Source organism: Streptomyces sp. SKN60 (assembly GCF_026236535.1).
Lineage (GTDB): Bacteria > Actinomycetota > Actinomycetes > Streptomycetales > Streptomycetaceae > Streptomyces.
In genome coordinates, this window is sequence record NZ_JAHTMW010000003.1 from 225,044 (window position 1) to 242,218 (window position 17,175).

The 17,175-nt window shown below is 73.0% G+C and carries 14 protein-coding genes; 8 read left to right on the plus strand and 6 right to left on the minus strand.

The genetic code is table 11. From position 1 onward, the window contains the following. Nucleotides 1-4: 4 nt before the first annotated feature. The 4 genes from KV205_RS06930 (at nucleotide 5) to KV205_RS06945 (ending at nucleotide 4,720) form a co-directional block, all read left to right on the plus strand. Nucleotides 5-2,527: an ATP-dependent Clp protease ATP-binding subunit gene (locus KV205_RS06930; protein ID WP_265863036.1), complete on the plus strand. Its 2,523-nt coding sequence runs from the start codon at nucleotides 5-7 to the stop codon at nucleotides 2,525-2,527. A gap of 63 nt (nucleotides 2,528-2,590) precedes the next feature. After that, entirely contained in the window at nucleotides 2,591-3,217 is a 627-nt protein-coding gene (locus tag KV205_RS06935; protein ID WP_265863037.1) for a DNA polymerase ligase N-terminal domain-containing protein, read from the plus strand. Beyond that, nucleotides 3,214-4,143 carry a non-homologous end-joining DNA ligase gene (gene ligD, locus KV205_RS06940; protein ID WP_265863038.1) on the plus strand — a complete coding sequence of 310 codons (930 nt, stop codon included), beginning with the start codon at nucleotides 3,214-3,216 and terminating at the stop codon, nucleotides 4,141-4,143. The genes KV205_RS06935 and ligD overlap by 4 nt, the downstream gene beginning before the upstream one ends. Nucleotides 4,144-4,150: 7 nt before the next feature. Beyond that, entirely contained in the window at nucleotides 4,151-4,720 is a 570-nt protein-coding gene (locus KV205_RS06945) for a hypothetical protein (protein WP_265863039.1), read from the plus strand. A gap of 15 nt (nucleotides 4,721-4,735) precedes the next feature. Here the strand turns inward: KV205_RS06945 and KV205_RS06950 are convergent, their stop codons facing one another. The 4 genes from KV205_RS06950 to KV205_RS06965 form a co-directional block, all read right to left on the minus strand. Beyond that, nucleotides 4,736-5,671: a Ku protein gene (locus KV205_RS06950; protein WP_265863040.1), complete on the minus strand. Its 936-nt coding sequence runs from the start codon at nucleotides 5,669-5,671 to the stop codon at nucleotides 4,736-4,738. 131 nt (nucleotides 5,672-5,802) lie between these two features. Continuing rightward, entirely contained in the window at nucleotides 5,803-6,681 is an 879-nt protein-coding gene (locus KV205_RS06955; protein ID WP_265863041.1) for a geranyl diphosphate 2-C-methyltransferase, read from the minus strand. A 40-nt stretch (nucleotides 6,682-6,721) separates the two neighbouring features. Continuing rightward, complete coding sequence (locus tag KV205_RS06960) at nucleotides 6,722-8,044, minus strand: family 2 encapsulin nanocompartment cargo protein terpene cyclase (protein WP_265863042.1); 1,323 nt, start codon at nucleotides 8,042-8,044, stop codon at nucleotides 6,722-6,724. 91 nt (nucleotides 8,045-8,135) lie between these two features. Beyond that, nucleotides 8,136-9,551 carry a family 2B encapsulin nanocompartment shell protein gene (locus tag KV205_RS06965; protein ID WP_265863044.1) on the minus strand — a complete coding sequence of 472 codons (1,416 nt, stop codon included), beginning with the start codon at nucleotides 9,549-9,551 and terminating at the stop codon, nucleotides 8,136-8,138. A 542-nt stretch (nucleotides 9,552-10,093) separates the two neighbouring features. Here KV205_RS06965 and KV205_RS06970 point away from each other — a divergent pair. From KV205_RS06970 to KV205_RS06980, 3 genes are all read left to right on the plus strand, one after another. Continuing rightward, entirely contained in the window at nucleotides 10,094-10,729 is a 636-nt protein-coding gene (locus KV205_RS06970; RefSeq protein WP_265863046.1) for a bifunctional 2-polyprenyl-6-hydroxyphenol methylase/3-demethylubiquinol 3-O-methyltransferase UbiG, read from the plus strand. A gap of 103 nt (nucleotides 10,730-10,832) precedes the next feature. After that, on the plus strand, nucleotides 10,833-13,820 hold the full coding sequence (locus KV205_RS06975) for an ABC transporter substrate-binding protein (RefSeq protein WP_265863047.1): 2,988 nt from the start codon (nucleotides 10,833-10,835) through the stop codon (nucleotides 13,818-13,820). Nucleotides 13,821-13,890: 70 nt separating this feature from the next. After that, nucleotides 13,891-15,042, plus strand: coding sequence for a PP2C family protein-serine/threonine phosphatase (locus tag KV205_RS06980; protein WP_265863049.1), 1,152 nt, complete (start codon nucleotides 13,891-13,893; stop codon nucleotides 15,040-15,042). Here the strand turns inward: KV205_RS06980 and KV205_RS06985 are convergent. Further along, a complete protein-coding gene (locus tag KV205_RS06985) occupies nucleotides 15,021-15,686 on the minus strand; it encodes a vitamin K epoxide reductase family protein (RefSeq protein ID WP_265863050.1) in 666 nt (221 codons plus the stop codon). The two genes, KV205_RS06980 and KV205_RS06985, sit on opposite strands and share 22 nt — an antisense overlap. Before the next feature lie 182 nt (nucleotides 15,687-15,868). Continuing rightward, a complete protein-coding gene (locus KV205_RS06990) occupies nucleotides 15,869-16,372 on the minus strand; it encodes a hypothetical protein (RefSeq protein ID WP_265863052.1) in 504 nt (167 codons plus the stop codon). A 196-nt stretch (nucleotides 16,373-16,568) separates the two neighbouring features. Between KV205_RS06990 and KV205_RS06995 the strand changes: the two genes are divergently transcribed. Beyond that, complete coding sequence (locus KV205_RS06995) at nucleotides 16,569-17,027, plus strand: pyridoxamine 5'-phosphate oxidase family protein (RefSeq protein WP_265863054.1); 459 nt, start codon at nucleotides 16,569-16,571, stop codon at nucleotides 17,025-17,027. Nucleotides 17,028-17,175: the final 148 nt, after the last annotated feature.

Here is a 17,175-nt window from a genome sequence, read left to right on the forward strand (position 1 = left end):
GCAGATGTCGATGGCGTTCGGTTCCCCCTTCGGCCCGTCCGATCCCTTCGGTTCCTCCGAGGCCTTCAGCGACCTGCTGAACCGCTTCTTCGGGATGTCTCCGGCCTCCTCTCCCCCGGCGGTCCAGCGCGTGCCGATCGGACGTCTGCTCACCGAGTCCTCGCGCGAGCTGGTCAGCCGGGCGGCCCGGCGGGCCGTGGAGGACGGCACGGACGACCTCGACACGGAGCACCTGCTGTGGGCGGCGACGCAGGTGGAGACCTCCCGCCGGATCCTGTCCGAGGCGGGGGTGAACCCGGACAAGCTCGCCGAGCAGATCTCCGCGGTGCTGCCCCGCGAGTCCGGCGCGCCGTCCGCGGAGCCGGGGCTCACCCCGGCGGCCAAGCGGACCCTGGCCGCCGCGCACGCGTACGCGCAGGCCGCGGGCGTCTCGTACATCGGTCCCGAGCACATCCTCGGCGCGCTGCTGCGCGACCCGGACTCCGGCGCGACGCGCTTCCTGCGGGCCGAGGACCTGGACGTGCAGAAGCTGCGCGGTCTCGCGGAGCAGGCGTCCCGGCCGGAGAGCGCGCCGGTGGCGGCGCCGAAGCAGCCGGCGACCACCCTGGACGAGTTCGGCCGGGACCTCACCGAGGAGGCGCGGGCCGGGAGGCTCGACCCGGTGGTCGGGCGGGCCGACGAGATCGAGCAGACGGTGGAGATCCTGTCCCGCCGCTCCAAGAACAACCCGGTGCTCATCGGCGAGCCGGGCGTCGGCAAGACCGCCATCGTGGAGGGCCTGGCCCAGCGGATCGTGGCGGGCGAGGTGCCGGACACCCTCAAGGACAAGCGGGTGGTCTCGCTCGACCTGTCCGGGATGGTGGCGGGCGCGCAGTACCGCGGCCAGTTCGAGGAGCGTCTGAAGAAGGTCATCGAGGACGTGCAGCAGGCCGAGGGCGAGATCATCCTCTTCATCGACGAACTGCACACCGTGGTCGGCGCGGGCGCGACCGGCGAGGGCTCGATGGACGCGGGCAACATGCTCAAGCCGGCCCTGGCCCGCGGCGAGCTGCACGTGGTGGGCGCGACCACCATCGACGAGTACCGCAAGCACGTCGAGAAGGACGCGGCCCTGGAGCGCCGCTTCCAGCCGGTCCTGATCCCCGAGCCGACGGTCGAGGAGACCGTGCAGATCCTCGAAGGGCTGCGCGACGCGTACGAGGCCCACCACCAGGTCCGGTTCGCCGACGGCGCCCTCGCGGCGGCGGCCGAGCTGTCCGACCGCTACATCAGCGACCGCTTCCTGCCCGACAAGGCGATCGACCTGATGGACCAGGCGGGCGCCCGGGTCCGGCTGCGCAGCGCGGGCCGCTCCACCGAGGTGATCAGCCGCGAGGACCGGCTGGCGAAGCTGCGCCGGGAGAAGGACCAGGCCGTCGCGAGCGAGGAGTTCGAGCGGGCCTCCGAGCTGAAGAAGCAGATCGCCGAGGTGGAGGGCGAGCTGGCGGGCATCGAGGAGCGGCGCGAGGGCGTCGTGTCGGTGACCGCCTCCGACATCGCCGACATCGTGTCCCGCCGCACCGGCATCCCGGTCTCCCAGCTCACCACCAGCGAGAAGGAACGCCTGCTCAAGCTGGAGGAGGAGATGCACGCCCGGATCGTCGGCCAGGACGAGGCCGTCACCGCCGTCTCCGAGGCGGTGCGCCGCAACCGCGCGGGCATGGGCGACCCGAACCGCCCGGTCGGCTCCTTCCTCTTCCTCGGCCCCACCGGCGTCGGCAAGACCGAACTCGCCAAGACCCTCGCGGAGTTGCTGTTCGGCGACGAGAACCGCATGATCCGCTTCGACATGAGCGAGTTCCAGGAGAAGCACACCGTCGCCCGGCTCGTCGGCGCGCCGCCCGGATACGTGGGGTACGAGGAGGCCGGCCAGCTCACCGAGAAGGTGCGCCGCCAGCCGTACAGCGTGGTGCTCTTCGACGAGGTGGAGAAGGCGCACCCCGACGTCTTCAACACCCTCCTGCAGATCCTGGACGACGGGCGCCTGACGGACGGTCAGGGCCGCACGGTGGACTTCCGGCACTGTGTCGTCATCATGACGTCCAACATCGGCGCGCACCGCATCCTCGCGCACCAGGGCGACGCGGCGGAGCTGAAGGACGAGCTGATGGAGGACCTGCGGGGCCGCTTCCTGCCCGAGTTCCTCAACCGCATCGACGACATCATCGTCTTCCACAGCCTCACCGAGCAGGACCTCACCCGGATCGTCGAACACCTCCTGGACCGCAGCGAGCACCGGGTCCACGCCCAGGGGTTGAGGCTGGAGGTCACCGAGGCGGCGAAGAAGCTCCTGGTCGCGCACGGCTACCAGCCGGAGTTCGGCGCCCGTCCGCTGCGCCGCACCATCCAGACCGAGCTCGACAACCGCATCGCCACCCTGCTGCTCTCCGGCGAGGCCGACCCGGGCGACACGATCGTCGCCGACGTCCTCGACGACTCGCTGCACTGCACGATCCGCCGGGCGGCCGACGACCGGGCCGTGGTCTAGGTCGCGGCATCCCGGGTACCCGCCGGGTGACGGGGGCCGATGCCACGCCGTGAGGAGGCGGCCGTGAGTCCCAAGCACAGGCCGAGCGCACACGCGCTGAAGGAGTACCACCGCCGGCGGGACTTCTCCCGGACCGAGGAGCCGCGGGGCGAGGACGAAGCCGCCGCTCCGGGCGGGCCGCCCTCGTTCGTGGTCCAGATCCACGACGCGACGGCGCTGCACTTCGACTTCCGCCTGGAGGTGGACGGGGTGCTGCGGTCCTGGGCCGTGCCCAAGGGCCCGTCGGCCGATCCGCAGGACAAACGGCTTGCGATGCCGACCGAGGACCATCCGCTGGAGTACCGCGCCTTCGAGGGCGTGATCGCGCCCGGCGAGTACGGAGCCGGCACGGTCATCGTCTGGGACGAGGGCACCTACCGGAACCTGTCGGAGGACCGGCACGGCAAGGAGGTCCCGTTCGCCGAGGCGCTCGACGCCGGACACGCGTCCTTCTGGCTGGACGGGCGCAAACTCCACGGCGGCTTCGCCCTGACCCGGATCCGCGGCGACGGCACCGGCCGGGAGGCGTGGCTGCTGGTCAAGCGCGCCGACCGGCGGGCCCGGGCGGACGACGGCGGCACCGATCCGCACCGCGCCCGGTCGGCCCGTACCGGCCGGACCCTGCGGCAGGTCGCCGGGAGCACGTCATGACCGTCCGGGCCGGCCGGCGCAGGGTCGAGGTGCCCCGGCCGGAGAAGGTGCTGTTCCCGGACGACGGGCTGACCAAGGCCGATCTGGCCGCCTACTACCGGCGGATCGCCCGGCGCATGGTGCCGCAGCTGCGCGGCCGCCCGCTGATGCTGGAGCGGCATCCCGACGGCATCGACGACTCCGGCTTCATGCAGAAGGACCTCCCCGAGCACTTCCCCGACTGGATCGCCCACGCCGAGCTGCCCAAGGCGGACGGCACCGTCACCTACGTCCTCTGCGAGGACGCCGCCACCCTCGTCTATCTGGCCGGCCAGGCCTGCGTCACCCCGCACCGCTGGCTGTCCCGCGCCGACCGCCCCGACCACCCGGACCGGCTGGTCTTCGACCTCGACCCGCCGGGCGACGACTTCGAGGCGGTGCGCCGCACCGCCCGCCGTATGCACGCGCTGCTCGACGAGCTTGAGCTGCCCTCCCTGCTGATGACCACCGGATCGCGCGGCCTGCATGTGGTGGTGCCGCTGCTGCGCCGGAACACCTTCGACGAGGTACGGGCCTTCGCCGGCGAGGTCGCCGATCTGCTCGCCGCCCGGCACCCGGACGAACTGACCACCGCGGCCCGGAAGAAGGACCGTGGCGAGCGCCTCTACCTGGACGTCCAGCGCAACGGCTACGGCCAGACCGCCGTCGCCCCCTATGCCGTACGGGCCCGGCCCGGCGCCCCGGTCGCGGCACCGCTGGACTGGGCGGAGCTGGACGACCCCGGTCTGACCGCGCGCCGCTGGACCCTGCGGGACGCCGACGAGCTGCTCGACCGCACGGCATGGCGGAACCCGCCACGGGGGCACTCCGCGGCGGCGGCCCGGCGCCGGCTCGCCGACCTGGACGAAGGCGCTCTGGACGAAGGCGCCCTGGACGAAGGCGGGTGAGCAGGCCGTGACGCGTGTGACGGTGGAAGGAACGGAGATCGTGGTCCGCCTCGGACCGCGCGAGGCCCTGGCCGCACGGCGCCGCACGATCCGCGTGCCCGTCGCCGCGCTGCGCGCCCTCGGCGTCGACCCCAGCTGGTGGCGGGTGCTGCGCGGCACCGCGGGCCGGGGCCTGTGGCTGCCGGGCCGCTGCGTGGGCCGCCGCCACGGCCCGGCCGGTACGGACTTCGTCGCCGTACGCGCCGAGTCACCGGTCCTCTGGATGGACCTGGCCCCGGAGGCGCCCTTCGCCCGGGTCGCCGTCACGGTGCCGGACCCGGAGCAGACCGAGCGCGCCCTGCGGGTGTTCATGCCGGAGGAACCGCTGATCCCGGACGAGTCCGGCCACCCGGGCATGCTCCCCGAACCCGGCCGGCGCGAGGGCCGGGAGGAGCCGGACAAGCCGCCGGATCCGGAGGAACGGAGGATGCCCGGGGTGCCCGGGGACACCGGGCACGGGCCCGGACCGGGGCACCGGGAGAAGCTCTGGGAGAAGCCCTGGGAAGCCCCGGGAGGGGAGAAACCCGGGGATTCGTGAGGCGGCGCCAGGGCGCTAGGCGGCCTTCTCGCCGGCCTGCTCCAGGGCCTCGATCAGCTCGTCGCGCTTCATGCCGGAACGCCCGGGGATCCCGGCCGCCGCGGCCCGCTCGTACAGCTCGGCCTTGGTCAGCTCCGTGAGCCCGGACTTCTTCCGCTTGCCCTTCCCCTTGCCGCGGGCGCGCTCGACGCTCGCGCGCAGGGCCTCGGTCAGGTCGATCACATGGGTGGCCTCGGCCGCGGGCTCGGCCTTCTCGACGGTCTCGCCCGCCTTCTTCGCCTTGATCAGGTCGGCGACCTTGTCGCGGTAGGTGTCGTGGAACTCCTCGGGCTCCCAGTCCATGGCGAGCGCGTCGATGAGCTGCTCGGCCATCCGCATCTCCTTGGCGCCGGCCTTCGTCCGTCCCGTCGGGAGGTCGGGGATCTCCTCGCGCGGATCCCGGATCTCGTCGGCCCAGTGCAGCGTGTGCAGGGTGAGGATGCCGTCCTCGGACTTGAGCGCCACCAGGTACTCCCGGCCGCGCATCACGAAGGTCGCCACCCCCGCCCGGCCCGCCTTCGCGAGCGCCCGCTCCAGGAGGCCGTAGACCTTGGCGTACTCACCGGTCTTCGGCCCGAGGTAGTAGGTCCGGTCGAAGTAGATCGGGTCGATCGCCTCCAGGTCCACGAATCCGCTGATCTCCAGCGCCTTCGAGCGGCCCGGCGCGATCTCGTCGAGCTCGTCGGGTTCGACGAGGACGTACGCGTCCCCCGCGTCGAAGCCCTTCACGATGTCGCCGAGCTCGACCTCCTCGCCGGTCCGCTCGTTCACCCGCCGGTTGCGGATCCGGTCGGAGGTGCCGCGCTGCAGCTGGTGGAAGCGCAGGGTGTGCGCGGAGGTGGCGGTGTACAGACCGACGGGCACGCTCACCAGGCCGAAGCTCAGCACCCCGGTCCACACGGGTCGGGCCATCTCGCTCACCACCGCCCCGGCCGTACGACGACCCCCTTCAGCCCGGCGGCTGCCCGCCCCGGCCCGCGCGAAAACGGCCGGGCCCGTCCGCTGGACGGGCCCGGCCTCTCTTCCGCCGGTGGGGCGGCGGATCAGACGCGGTCGGCGGCGATCAGGAGGTACTGGAAGGAGCCGTCCTTGTACGACTCGATGAAGGCCTCCTCGATGCCGGTGACCAGCGAGGACGTGGCGCGCAGCTCCCAGTACGGGAGGGTCGCGGCGGTCAGGTCGACGACCGCGTTCGGGACCAGCCGGTTGTCGGCCATGGCGCGCAGGTATTCGCGGCGGGAGTGGATGTTGCACTCGAAGTGGGCGTTGATCTGGGAGACCCACTTGGAGGGCTGGCCGTACTTGGGGTTCCAGCAGCCGGTGATGGTGACGTAGCGGCCGCCGATCCGCAGGAAGCGGGAGTGCTCGGCCATCAGGTCGTCGAGGTCGACGTACATGCTGGACTCGTTGTTCCAGGAGGCGGCGATGCTGCCCTTCTCGAACGGGGTGTCGAGCATGTTGCAGACCTGGGCGTGCACGTGGCTGTCGATGCCCAGCTCGCGGGCGCGCTTGTTGCCGAACTCGGCCTGGGTGGAGGAGAGGGTGACACCCTCGACCTTGCAGCCGAAGCGCTGGTGGGCCATCACGCTCGAACCGCCGCGGCCGCAGCCGGCGTCGACGAGGGTGTCCTCGGCGGTGATCGGGCCGAGGTGGTCGAGGAGGACCTCGGCCTGGGCCGACTCCAGGCGGTGCAGCTCGGTGATGAGCTTCTTCTCGTACTCACTGTCCTCGGGGGTGCCGAGGGAGGCATGGTCGATCTCGCCGATGCCGTAGTGGTGGTGGTAGAGGCCGTCCACGTCACCGAGGCGCAGGTTCACCGGCCGGGCCTCGGCGTTCCAGTAGCGGGCGATGTCGCCCTGGTACGGGTTCGCGGGGCCGGGGATGATCGTGGAGGCGTCGGTGGGGGTCAGCTCGGTGGTCACAGAGAGATCCGTTTCTTGCCGGACGTCGGGTCGCGGGTGCTTACCAGAAGTCGGGCAGGCTGTAGCGGTAGGTGTTGGTCTGGTGCCAGTAGTGGTTGCCGTCGACCCACACGGCCACGCCGCGCAGGAAGCGCAGCAGGGTGGGCACGGGGTTGGCGGCGGCCAGTGCGGCGGCCTCGGCCTCGAAGGCGTGCATGAGGTCGTTGTGGACCTCGACGGCCTTCAGATAGCCCTCCTTGGCGGAGACGCCCTCGCGTTCGGCGATCACCACGGGCAGGTTGAGATGCGTGCCGGGGCTGGCCAGCTCCTTGGTGTAGGAGTACAGGTCGTTGACGATGGTGGTCGCGTTCCCGGCGAGCGCGATGACCCGCTGCATGGCGGGGGTGGCGTGCAGGTCCGCCGGCAGTTCGTAGCCGCCGACGGTGTCGGTGATGGTGGGACAGGGGCGGAAGTTGTTGAACTGGCGCATCGCCAGGTACTCCCACACCTCGGGCACGTGGTCGGTCTCGGCCCAGGCCGCCTCGGCGAGGTAGCCCATGTGCAGCCGCGCCATGTCGTGCCGGAAGCGGTCCGACTGGGACGGCGTCGCCAGCTGGTCGAAGTACTCCATCGCCGAGCGGTAGGCCCGCCGCGGCGCGTCCGACTCCAGCGACTCGCGCCAGGCCGGCGCGTACTCGGCCGTGGTGTGCAGCGGGTCGAGGGCGGTGTGCGCGAGCAGCAGCCGGCTGCCGAGGCCGATCGGCGAGCCGCCGTGGTCCTCGCAGTAGCAGTCGTCGACCGCGTTCTCGGCGACCATCAGACGGGTGGCGGCCATGAGGTGGTCGACGGTCGGCGCGTCCGGGTGGCAGGCGACCATGTAGCGCCCGACGGAGAAGCCGTCGAACTGGTCCTCCCACTCGGGGGGGTACGCCTGGACCTCGTCCACCGCCCATTCCTTGATCCGGCGGCTGACCTCCGCCACCCGGGCCGGGTCCGGCTCGGCGATCGGGTGGAAGTACAGGCCGGGGATGGGCGTGCCCTGGTCGGCCGTGGTCCCGGACGCGGACAGCACCTCGGCCACGGCCTCGGCCACCGCCTCCGGTGCCACCTCGGGTACGGCTCCGGGCACGGCGTCCGGTACGGCTCCGGCCGCGGGCGGCGCCTCCGGCGGTGCCGGACGCCGGGCCAGGGAGAGTGCCGTGGTGCCCAGACCGCTGGGCCCGCGCAGGATGCGCTCGATGGCGGACTCGGGCGGTACGGGCGCCTCGGCCGGCGCCGGGGCGAGGGTCACGTCGACCGGCGCCGGGGCCGTAACCGTGGCCGACGCGGACCGGAAGGGGGCGGAGGGCGGGCCGGGCAGCGGGGAAAGCCCGGGGTCGGGCATCCGTGGCTCCTTGCGGGGATGAGGGGGCCGCCCCGGCCCGGGTGGGCCCGGCCGGGCGCGGCCCTCGGACGAGCGGGTATCCGCCTGGGCCCTAGTCGCGCCTGCGGGCGATCTGCACGTTCTCCAGTACGCCGAGCGCGTCGGGCACGAGGATCGCGGCGGAGTAGTAGGTGGTGACCAGGTACGAGATGATCGCCTGCTCGTTGATGCCCATGAAGCGCACCGACAGACCCGGCTCGTACTCCTCCGGCAGACCGGTCTGGCGCAGGCCGATGACGCCCTGGTTGTCCTCGCCGGTACGCATGGCGATGATCGAGCTGGTCTGCTCGTTGCTGATCGGGATCTTGTTGCAGGGCAGGATCGGGACCCCGCGCCAGGCCGGGACGGACTGGCCGCCGACGTCGACGTGGTCCGGGTAGAGCCCGCGGCTGTTGAACTCGCGCCCGATCGCCGCGATGGTCTTCGGGTGGGCGAAGAGGAACTTCGTGCCGCGGCGGCGGCAGAGCAGTTCGTCGAGGTCGTCCGGGGTGGGCGGGCCCGAGTGGGTCTGGATCCGCTGCTTGAAGTCGGCGTTGTGGAGCAGACCGAACTCGCGGTTGTTGATCAGCTCGTTCTCCTGGCGCTCGCGGAGCGCCTCGATCGTGAGCCGGAGCTGTTCCTCGGTCTGGTTCATCGGGCCGTTGTAGAGGTCGGCGACCCGGGTGTGGACCTTGAGGACCGTCTGGGCGACGGAGAGCTCGTACTCGCGCGGCTTGAGCTCGTAGTCCACGAAGGCGCCGGGGAGCTCGGCCTCGCCGACGTGACCGGCGGACATGGCGATCTCGGCCTCGCCGTGCTTGTTCTGCCGCTGCCCGGGCAGCGCGCTGAACTCGCTGATGTGCTGCGCGAGCGCGGGCGCCTGCGCCTGCACGGCGGCGAAGTCGGAGCGGGAGAGGGTGAGCAGGGTGCCGGGGGTCTCGGCGGTGGCGGTGTAGTCCCACGTGGCGTCGGCGTCCAGGAGGGCGTTCTCGCCGAACCGGTCGCCGTCGGCGAGGACCGCGACGGCGACCTCGTCGCCGTACTTGCCGACCGAGGTCTGGCTGATCCGGCCGTGCGCGATGAGGTGAATCTGGTCGGCGGCGGCGCCGCGCTCGACGAGGACCTCGCCGGCGCGGAAGTCGCGCTGGACGCAGCGGTCGGCGAGCGCCCGCAGCACGTCCTCGTCCTCGAAGCCGTGCAGCAGGGCGAGTTCGCCGAGCTCCCGGGGGATGACCCGGACGGAGGCGCCGTCCTGCACGAACTCGATGACGCCGTCGCCGACGGTGTAGCTGAGTCGGCGGTTCACCCGGTAGGCGCCGCCCTTCGTCTCCACCCAGGGGAGCATGCGCAGCAGCCACCGGGAGGTGATCTCCTGCATCTGCGGGGCGGACTTGGTCGTGGTGGCGAGGTTCCGGGCTGCCGCGGTGCTGAGGCTGGACTGCGGCCGCGACGGCTCCAGCTCCATCTCCGGGCCGGTCTCAACGGTCATGGGACGAGCGCTCCTTGAAAAGAGGAAAAACCGACACAATCTCTGGGATTCCGTCCAGATCCGGGGGAACACTAACCGCCGCGAGAGGAGGCCTGCCCAGCCAGTTCGGCGGCGTTACCTCGAAGCAGTGATCTTGCTTCTGCCGGGGTTTATCCGGGCAACGACGACTTTCGAGCCATTCGGGAGAGTGCGCCGGGGCGCGCGCGGCCCGCCGTACGCCCCTCACGCAACTCACCATCGGACAGGCGCTCTTGAAAACGAGTCAGGTCACGGCCCGTCGCAGGCGAGGGCGGGGGCGCGCGTGAGCCTCCGCCGAACGAGCGGTGCGAAACAGCGGGGCCGCGCTGTTTCGGCCACCCACCGGCGGCGGTCCGCCCACGCAACCGGCGGGAGCGCGCGGAGGGCGCCGGACGCCCGCCGAACGGGGAGCCCGCGGAGCAGCAGCCGATGGCCGCCGCGCCCCCCGGCCCACCGACATGCGCCGAGCCTCCGCTGGGTAGGCGGTCCGCGATCGGGCCGCCGGCCCGCGGGAGGGGAGCGACATGAGCGAAGAGCGGGCGCTGACGGCCGAGGAGCTGTTCGACGAGGTCGGGATCGGGTACGAGAAGGCCTTCGGGCACCTTCCCGAGCAGCTGGCCGCCGTCGGCTGGCTGCTCGACCGGCTCCCCCGGGGCGCCCGGGTCCTGGACGTCGGCAGCGGCACCGGCCGGCCGGTGGCCGAGCTCCTCGACCGCGCCGGGCACGCGGTCACCGGCATCGACGTGTCCGGCACCATGGTGGACCTGGCCCGCCGGCAGGTCCCCGGCGCCCGCTTCGAGCGGCGCGACGTACGGGAGTTCACCGGCCCGGAGGGCGGCTTCGACGCCGTCTGCGCCTTCTTCCCGCTCCTGATGATGGACCGCGCCGGGGCGGCCGACTCGCTGCGCCGGATGGCGTCCTGGCTGAGGCCGGGCGGCCTCCTGGTCAGCGCGACCGTCCCGGCCGACGTGGAAGACGTCGAGATCGTCTGGATGGGCCGCCGGGCCCGGGTCTCCAGCTTCTCCGCCGAGGAGTACGTACGCCTGCTGCGCGAGGAGTGCGGCCTGGACGTCCTGCACCACGCCGTCTCCCAGTTCCGCCCCGACGAACCGTCGGCCGTGCCGGAGGAGCATCTGTTCTGCTACGCCCGGCGGCCGTGAGGGGCGGCGGGGTCTGATGTAATCGTCCCCGGACGGCCCCCGACGGTGGGGTCACCGACCGGGGGGAACGTTGGAAGCGCTGGGCGCGGCAGATCCGCGGCAGGTGGGGCGGTACCGGATCCTCGCGCGGCTCGGCGCGGGCGGCATGGGCCGCGTGTACCTGGGCCGTTCGACCAGCGGCCGGATGGTCGCGGTGAAGGTGGTGCGCGCCGAACTCGCCGAGGACCCCGACTTCCTGCGCCGGTTCGCCCGGGAGGTCGAGGCGGCCCGCCGGGTGACCGGCTTCTTCACCGCGGCCGTCGTCGACGCCGACCCCGAGGGCTCGCCCGCCTGGCTCGCCACCGCCTACGTTCCGGGCCTGCCGCTCGACGCGGCGATCCAGGCCCACGGGGCCTGGCCCCGGCGCTCGCTGCACTATCTGGGCGCCGGGCTCGTCGAGGCCCTGGAGGCCATCCACGGCACGGGGCTGATCCACCGCGACCTCAAGCCGTCGAACGTGTTGCTCGCCACCGACGGCCCGCGCGTCATCGACTTCGGCATCTCCCTGGCCACCGAGTCCAGCGTCCTCACCCAGACCGGCATGGTCATCGGCACCCCCGGCTTCATGTCGCCCGAGCAGGTGACCGGTCATCGGATCGGCCCGGCGAGCGATGTGTTCTCGCTCGGCGCGGTCCTCGCCTTCGCCGGCACGGGCACCGCGCCGTTCGGCGTCGGCCCGGCGCACTCGGTCAACTTCCGTGCGGTGTACGAGACTCCGGACCTGCGGGGCCTGCCCGACGGCACGGACTTCGTGGCCCGCTGCCTGGAGAAGGACCCGGCACGGCGCCCCACCGTGCCCGAACTCCTCGCGGAGTTCGCCCGGTTGCTCGGCGAGACCGGCACCCACACCTACGGCGGCGGGCTGCCGCAGGAGACGGACTGGCTGCCCGGCGCGGTGGCCGCGGCGCTCACCCGCCCGGCGGGGGCGGAGGCAGCGAAGACGCCGCCGCCCGCGACGCCCGACCCCCGGGACGCCCTGGCCAAGCGGCCCGCGCCGGCGCCCGCACAGCCCGCACCCGCACCCGCACCCGCACCCGCACAGCCCGTACCGGCGCAGCCCGTACCCGGGACTCCGGCTCCGGAAGCGCCCGTACCGACGACGCCCGTGGTGGAGACTCCCCCGCCGGCGCCGCCGCTGCCGCGGACCGTGCCGCCGATGCCGTCGCAGGCCCCGGGCCTGGTGTCCACCACGTGGCCCGGGCCGGCCGGCCCGGCGGCCCCGACCGCTCCGGGCCGCCCCGCGCGCAACCGGCAGCGGATCGTGGCGATCGCCGTCGCGGCGGCGCTGGTGGCGGGCGGCGGCGTCACCACCGCCATCCTGCTGGACCAGGGCAAGGAGAAGGACGACAAGTCCGCCTCCAAGAACGACGATTCGAAGAACGACGTCACCCCTTCCGGCGCCACCGGGTTCGACGCGGCCGTCACGAACGTGGTCAACCCGTCCACCGCGAAGGGCGGCACGCTGCGGCTGCGCACCGCCTACGACGCCGACTCCTGGGACCCGGGCCGCGCGTACTACGGCTGGGTCTGGAACGTCCAGCGCCTCTACGCCCGCACGCTGCTCGCGTACGACGCCAAGCCGGGCCGGGCCGGCACCTCGCTCGTACCGGATCTGGCCGAGGCGCAGCCGGAGGTGTCGCCGGACGGGAAGACGTACACCGTGCGGCTGCGGTCCGGCGTCACCTTCGAGGACGGCACGCCGATCGCGAGCAAGGACGTCAAGTACGCGATCGAGCGGGTCTTCGACCAGTCGGTCGTCAGCGGCGGCCCCACCTACTTCGTCGAGGCGCTCGACCCGCAGGGGAAGTACCCCGGCCCGGCGAAGGACACGACGCCCGAGAAGAACGGCCTGTCGGCGATCGAGACGCCCGACGACCGCACCCTGGTGTTCCGCCTGGCGAAGCCGGACTCGATGTTCCCCCACCTGCTGGCCATGGGCGCGACCGCGCCGGTGCCGCGCGACCGGGACACGGGCGCGCGCTACGGGCAGCGGCCGGTGGCCTCGGGGCCGTACAAGTTCGCCTCGTACACCCCGGAGCAGTCGCTCGTCCTGGTGCGCAACACCAACTGGAAGCAGTCCACCGACCCGCTGCGCCGGGCGCTGCCGGACCGGATCGAGCTGACGGTCACCAAGGATCCCGAGGCGCTGACCGCGCAGCTCCTCAACGGCTCGGCCGACCTGGACGCGCAGCAGGGCGGTCTGGCGCAGGCCGCCCGTGCGCGGGTGCTCGGCGACGCGAAGCTGAAGGCCTCGGCGGACGCGCCGGCCACGGGCTATGTGCCGATGGTGGCGCTGGTGTCGAAGACGGCGCCGTTCGACAACGTGCACTGCCGCAAGGCCGTGTTCTACGCGGCCGACCCCCGGGCCCTGCAGACCGCGCGCGGCGGCCCGACGGCCGGCGCCCCGCTCGGCAGTCTGCTGCCCCCGACGGTCCCCGGGTCGGACGCCTACGACCCCTACGGCCTGACGGCCGGCAAGGCGCAGCCCGAGAAGGCCCGCGAGGAGCTGCGCGCCTGCGGCCGCCCGCAGGGCTTCGCCGCCAAGCTCGCGGTGCGCGACAGCCATTCCCAGAACGTCGCCACCGCCGAGGTGCTGAAGAACAGCCTCAAGGCGGTCGGCATCACGCTCGAGATCGAGAAGCTGGACCTCTCGAAGTTCTACTCCAGCGTGGGCTCCCCGAGCACGGTCAAGAACCAGGGCTACGGCCTGATCGTCACCGGCTGGGTCGGCGACCACCCGCAGGGCGCGAGCTTCCTCCGGCCCCTGGCCGACGGCCGGTCGATCACCGCCTCGGGCAACACCGACTACGCCCAGGTGAACGACCCGGCGATCAACACCCTCTTCGACCGGGCCGCCGCGGAGACCGACCCCACGAAGGCCGCCGAGCTCCACCGCGACATCAACCACAAGGTCACCGACGGCGCCTACTACCTGCCGGTCGTCGCCACCAAGGCCCTGAATTACCGCAACCCGCGCCTGACGAACGTCTACGTCAACCAGGCGTACGGGATGGTCGACATCCAGGCCCTTGGAGTGGGCGGGGGCGCGTAGGGACTTCGGCCGGCGGTTTCGGGACTTTGGGCCGGTCGACCGTCCCCCGGCCGTCAGGTCTAGTTAAAACGTGAACCTTTCGCTGGAGCGCCACCGCCTCACGACCGTGACCGCTGCCTGCTCGCGCCACGGCCGCGCGCTGGTCCTCCTCCTCCCCGGCCTCCTGATGGCCCTCGTCCTCGCGGGCTACGGGGCCGGCCACCTCAACAGCGGGCAGTGCCTCGCGTGGCTGCTCCTCGTCCCCGGCCTCGCGGCGCTGCTGTGCGGCCTGCGCGTCACCGCGTTCTACGCGGCGCTCACCCTGGCGGTGTACGTCACCCTCCGCAGCACCGCCCCGGGACTCAGCCTGATCCTGGTCAGCAGTCTGGGCGCGCTCGTCGTGTGCCGTGCCCGGCTGCGCGCCGGACGCCGGGCCGCCCGCGTCCGCGAGGTCGCCGACACCACCTGGCGTACGGTGCTCCGCCCGCTGCCGTCGCGGTGGGGCGACCTGGAGCACGCCGCCACGTACACGGCGGCGGACGTCGCCGCCCGGGTCGGCGGGGACTTCTACGACATCCAGCCCTCGCCGCACGGCACCCAGCTCGTCCTCGGCGACGTGCAGGGCAAGGGGCTCGACGCGGTCGCCTGCGCGGCGGCCCTGGTCGGCAGCTTCCGTGAGGCCGCCGCCCACGAGGGCGACCTCGCCGACGTCGCCCTGCGCATGGACGCGCGGCTCCGCCGCCACCAGGAGTACGTGCGGGCCCTCGGCAGCGACGAGACGGAACGCTTCGCCACCGCCGCGCTCCTCCACTTCCCGCCCGCCGGTCCTGACACCACCGGCACCGCCGTCGACCTGGTCAACTGCGGCCACCTCACGCCGCTCGCCGTGAGCACCGCCGGGGTCCGCCCGCTGGCCGGCGAGTCCACGCTGCCCCTCGGCATGCTGTCCCTGACCGACGAGCACCCCTCCGCCACGACGGTCACCCTCGCCCCCGGCGAGACCCTGCTGCTGTTCTCCGACGGCGTGACCGAGGCCCGCGACGCCGACGGCGAGTTCTACCCGCTCTACGACGACCTCGCCCGCTCGCTGCGCACCGACCCCACCCTCACCGACCCGGGCGTCCTCGTCACCCGCATCCGCGCGGCGGCCACGGCGCACGCGGCGACGGGCCTGACGGACGACACCACCGTCCTGGCGGTCCGCCGCGCGGCCGAATGTCGTCAGAGCAGCGTCCGCCAGTAGTCCCACCAGCGGGTGGCGATCAGCAGGACGACGACCAGGTACCAGGTGACCGGCACCACCCAGTGGAACTCCAGTGCCCCCGCGACGAGTCCGCGCGGCGCGCGGAGGATGCCGTGGCGCAGGTTGTGGACGGTGGTGTACCAGAACATCGCGATGGTGGCGGCCCAGGCGAGGCAGCACCAGAGGCACAGGGCGCCGATCTCGTACAGCGCCTGGCTCATCAGCCACATGCAGAAGACCGCGCCGAGCGCCGTGCCCAGATGCAGACCGAGCCAGAACCAGCGGCGGAAGGCGGCGCCGGCGAGCAGCGCGACGCCGATGGCGACGACGACGGGGTACGCGGCGAGGCCGAGCAGGGGGTTCGGGAAGCCGAGGACGGAGGCCTGGTCGCTCGCCATCACGTTGGTGCAGGAGACGACCGGGCTGAGGTTGCAGGACGGGCTGAAGCCGGGGTTCGCGAGGAGTTCGAACTTGTCGACGGTGATGACGAAGGAGGCGAGCGTGCCCAGGGCGCCGGTCACGATCAGCAGCCAGGCCGACGCCCGCGAGGCGCCGAGGGGGGCCGGCTCGCGGGTGGCGGCCCGCGTGCCGCCCGCCCGACCGTGGGACGGGCGGTGCCGGGTGGGTGTGGGGGTGTCGGCCATCGGGTTCATCGGACTGCGTACCGCCTCACTGGCGTCGGGAAGGGCCACCGTCGGGAACGGGCCATGGATGCGCCGCAGTGAAGCCGAGCCGCTCCCCCGCCCCCAAGGGCCGAACGGCCCGCCCACAGGTGTTCGACGGCTCCGGCGGCCGGCGCCCCGGCGACGCGACCGCGCGGACGCCGCTACCGCGTCGGGGCCGTCGACTCGCGCCGGGCGTGGTCCGGCCAGACGACGTCCACGGGGATGCCCCGGGCGAGGGCGTAGGCGACCAGGTGGGCCGTGGCGTCCCGGCCGTTGGACGGCGAGCCGTCCCAAACGGCGAGCAGGTGCCGGCAGCCCTTGACCAGGTGTTCGTCGGCGCAGACGCAGGCGTCGCGGTCGGCGGGGTCGTAGGCGAGCAGCCGTACCTCGTCGGCGAGCGCGAGCAGGTCCCCGGCGGGCAGCCGGTCGGCCGGCGGCAGCGTCTCGGGGGCCGGGCCCGTACCGGACTCCGGGGCGGGGAAGGTGACGACCAGGCGGCGGCCGGCGGCCTTCGCCGCGCGGGCGAACAGGGCAGGGACGCCCCGGCCGGCCCGTACGAGGCCGGCCTCCCCGGCGGGCAGCCGGCTCAGCCGTGCGCTCAGCTCCGCCTCCACCGCGGTCCTCGCCTCCCGGCTCAGATCGATGTGTCCCACCGCGACGATCACCGTTCGCTCACCCCTCGCGCCTCCTGCGTGACATCCTCGTCTCCCGCAGTGAAGCGAGCTGCCGCGGGCGGCGGCAAGGGGCCGAACGGCCCTTCCGCCCCGCACCCGCCCGGTCGTCTACTGAAATGAGCCACCCGCGGAGCACCCCCACCCCGCCCCTCCCGACCGCCCGCCCCGCCGACTCAGGACGCCACCCATGAACGACGCTCCGACCCGCTCCTCCGCCCCGGCCGCCACCGGTCCGCGCCGCTCGGTCGAGCTCGACGCCGACGAGGCCCTGCGCCTGCTGGCCGGCGTTCCGCTGGGCCGGATCGTGTTCACGCGGCAGGCGCTGCCCGCGATCCGCCCGGTCAACCACATCGTCGACGACGGGCAGATCGTCATCCGCACCCACGAGAGCGGCGCGCTCGTCCTCAGCACGCGGGAGGCCGGGTCGCGCGGAGTCGTCGTGGCCTACGAGGCGGACGACATCGACATGACGACCCGGCTCGGCTGGAGCACCGTGGTGACGGGCTACTGCCATCCGGTGACCGACCCCGACGACCTGGCCCGCTACGAGCGTCTGCTCACGCCCTGGTCGGACCAGACCATGGACCAGGTGGTCCGTATCCGGCCCGACCTGGTCACCGGCATCCGCCTCGTCGAGGCCGGCTGAACCCACCGGCTCCCCCCGCCGGCGCCGCCCGCCGGCCACGCCCGAACCCCCCTGCCACACCGGCCTGTGCTGCACCTCTCCCCAATGCATGAATTGCATAATTCGGCAATTCGATACATGATGGTTTCGCTGTGCCCGCAGGTAGCCG

Excerpts from the sequence above, each read along its gene's own strand:
- KV205_RS06970 (WP_265863046.1), top strand. The coding sequence starts at position 10,094 with ATGAGCGAAGAGCGGGCGCTGACGGCCGAGGAGCTGTTCGACGAGGTC.
- KV205_RS06985 (WP_265863050.1), bottom strand. The coding sequence starts at position 15,686 with ATGGCCGACACCCCCACACCCACCCGGCACCGCCCGTCCCACGGTCGG.
- KV205_RS06995 (WP_265863054.1), top strand. The coding sequence starts at position 16,569 with ATGAACGACGCTCCGACCCGCTCCTCCGCCCCGGCCGCCACCGGTCCG.
- KV205_RS06930 (WP_265863036.1), top strand. The coding sequence starts at position 5 with ATGTCGATGGCGTTCGGTTCCCCCTTCGGCCCGTCCGATCCCTTCGGT.
- KV205_RS06950 (WP_265863040.1), bottom strand. The coding sequence starts at position 5,671 with ATGGCCCGACCCGTGTGGACCGGGGTGCTGAGCTTCGGCCTGGTGAGC.
- ligD (WP_265863038.1), top strand. The coding sequence starts at position 3,214 with ATGACCGTCCGGGCCGGCCGGCGCAGGGTCGAGGTGCCCCGGCCGGAG.
- KV205_RS06960 (WP_265863042.1), bottom strand. The coding sequence starts at position 8,044 with ATGCCCGACCCCGGGCTTTCCCCGCTGCCCGGCCCGCCCTCCGCCCCC.
- KV205_RS06965 (WP_265863044.1), bottom strand. The coding sequence starts at position 9,551 with ATGACCGTTGAGACCGGCCCGGAGATGGAGCTGGAGCCGTCGCGGCCG.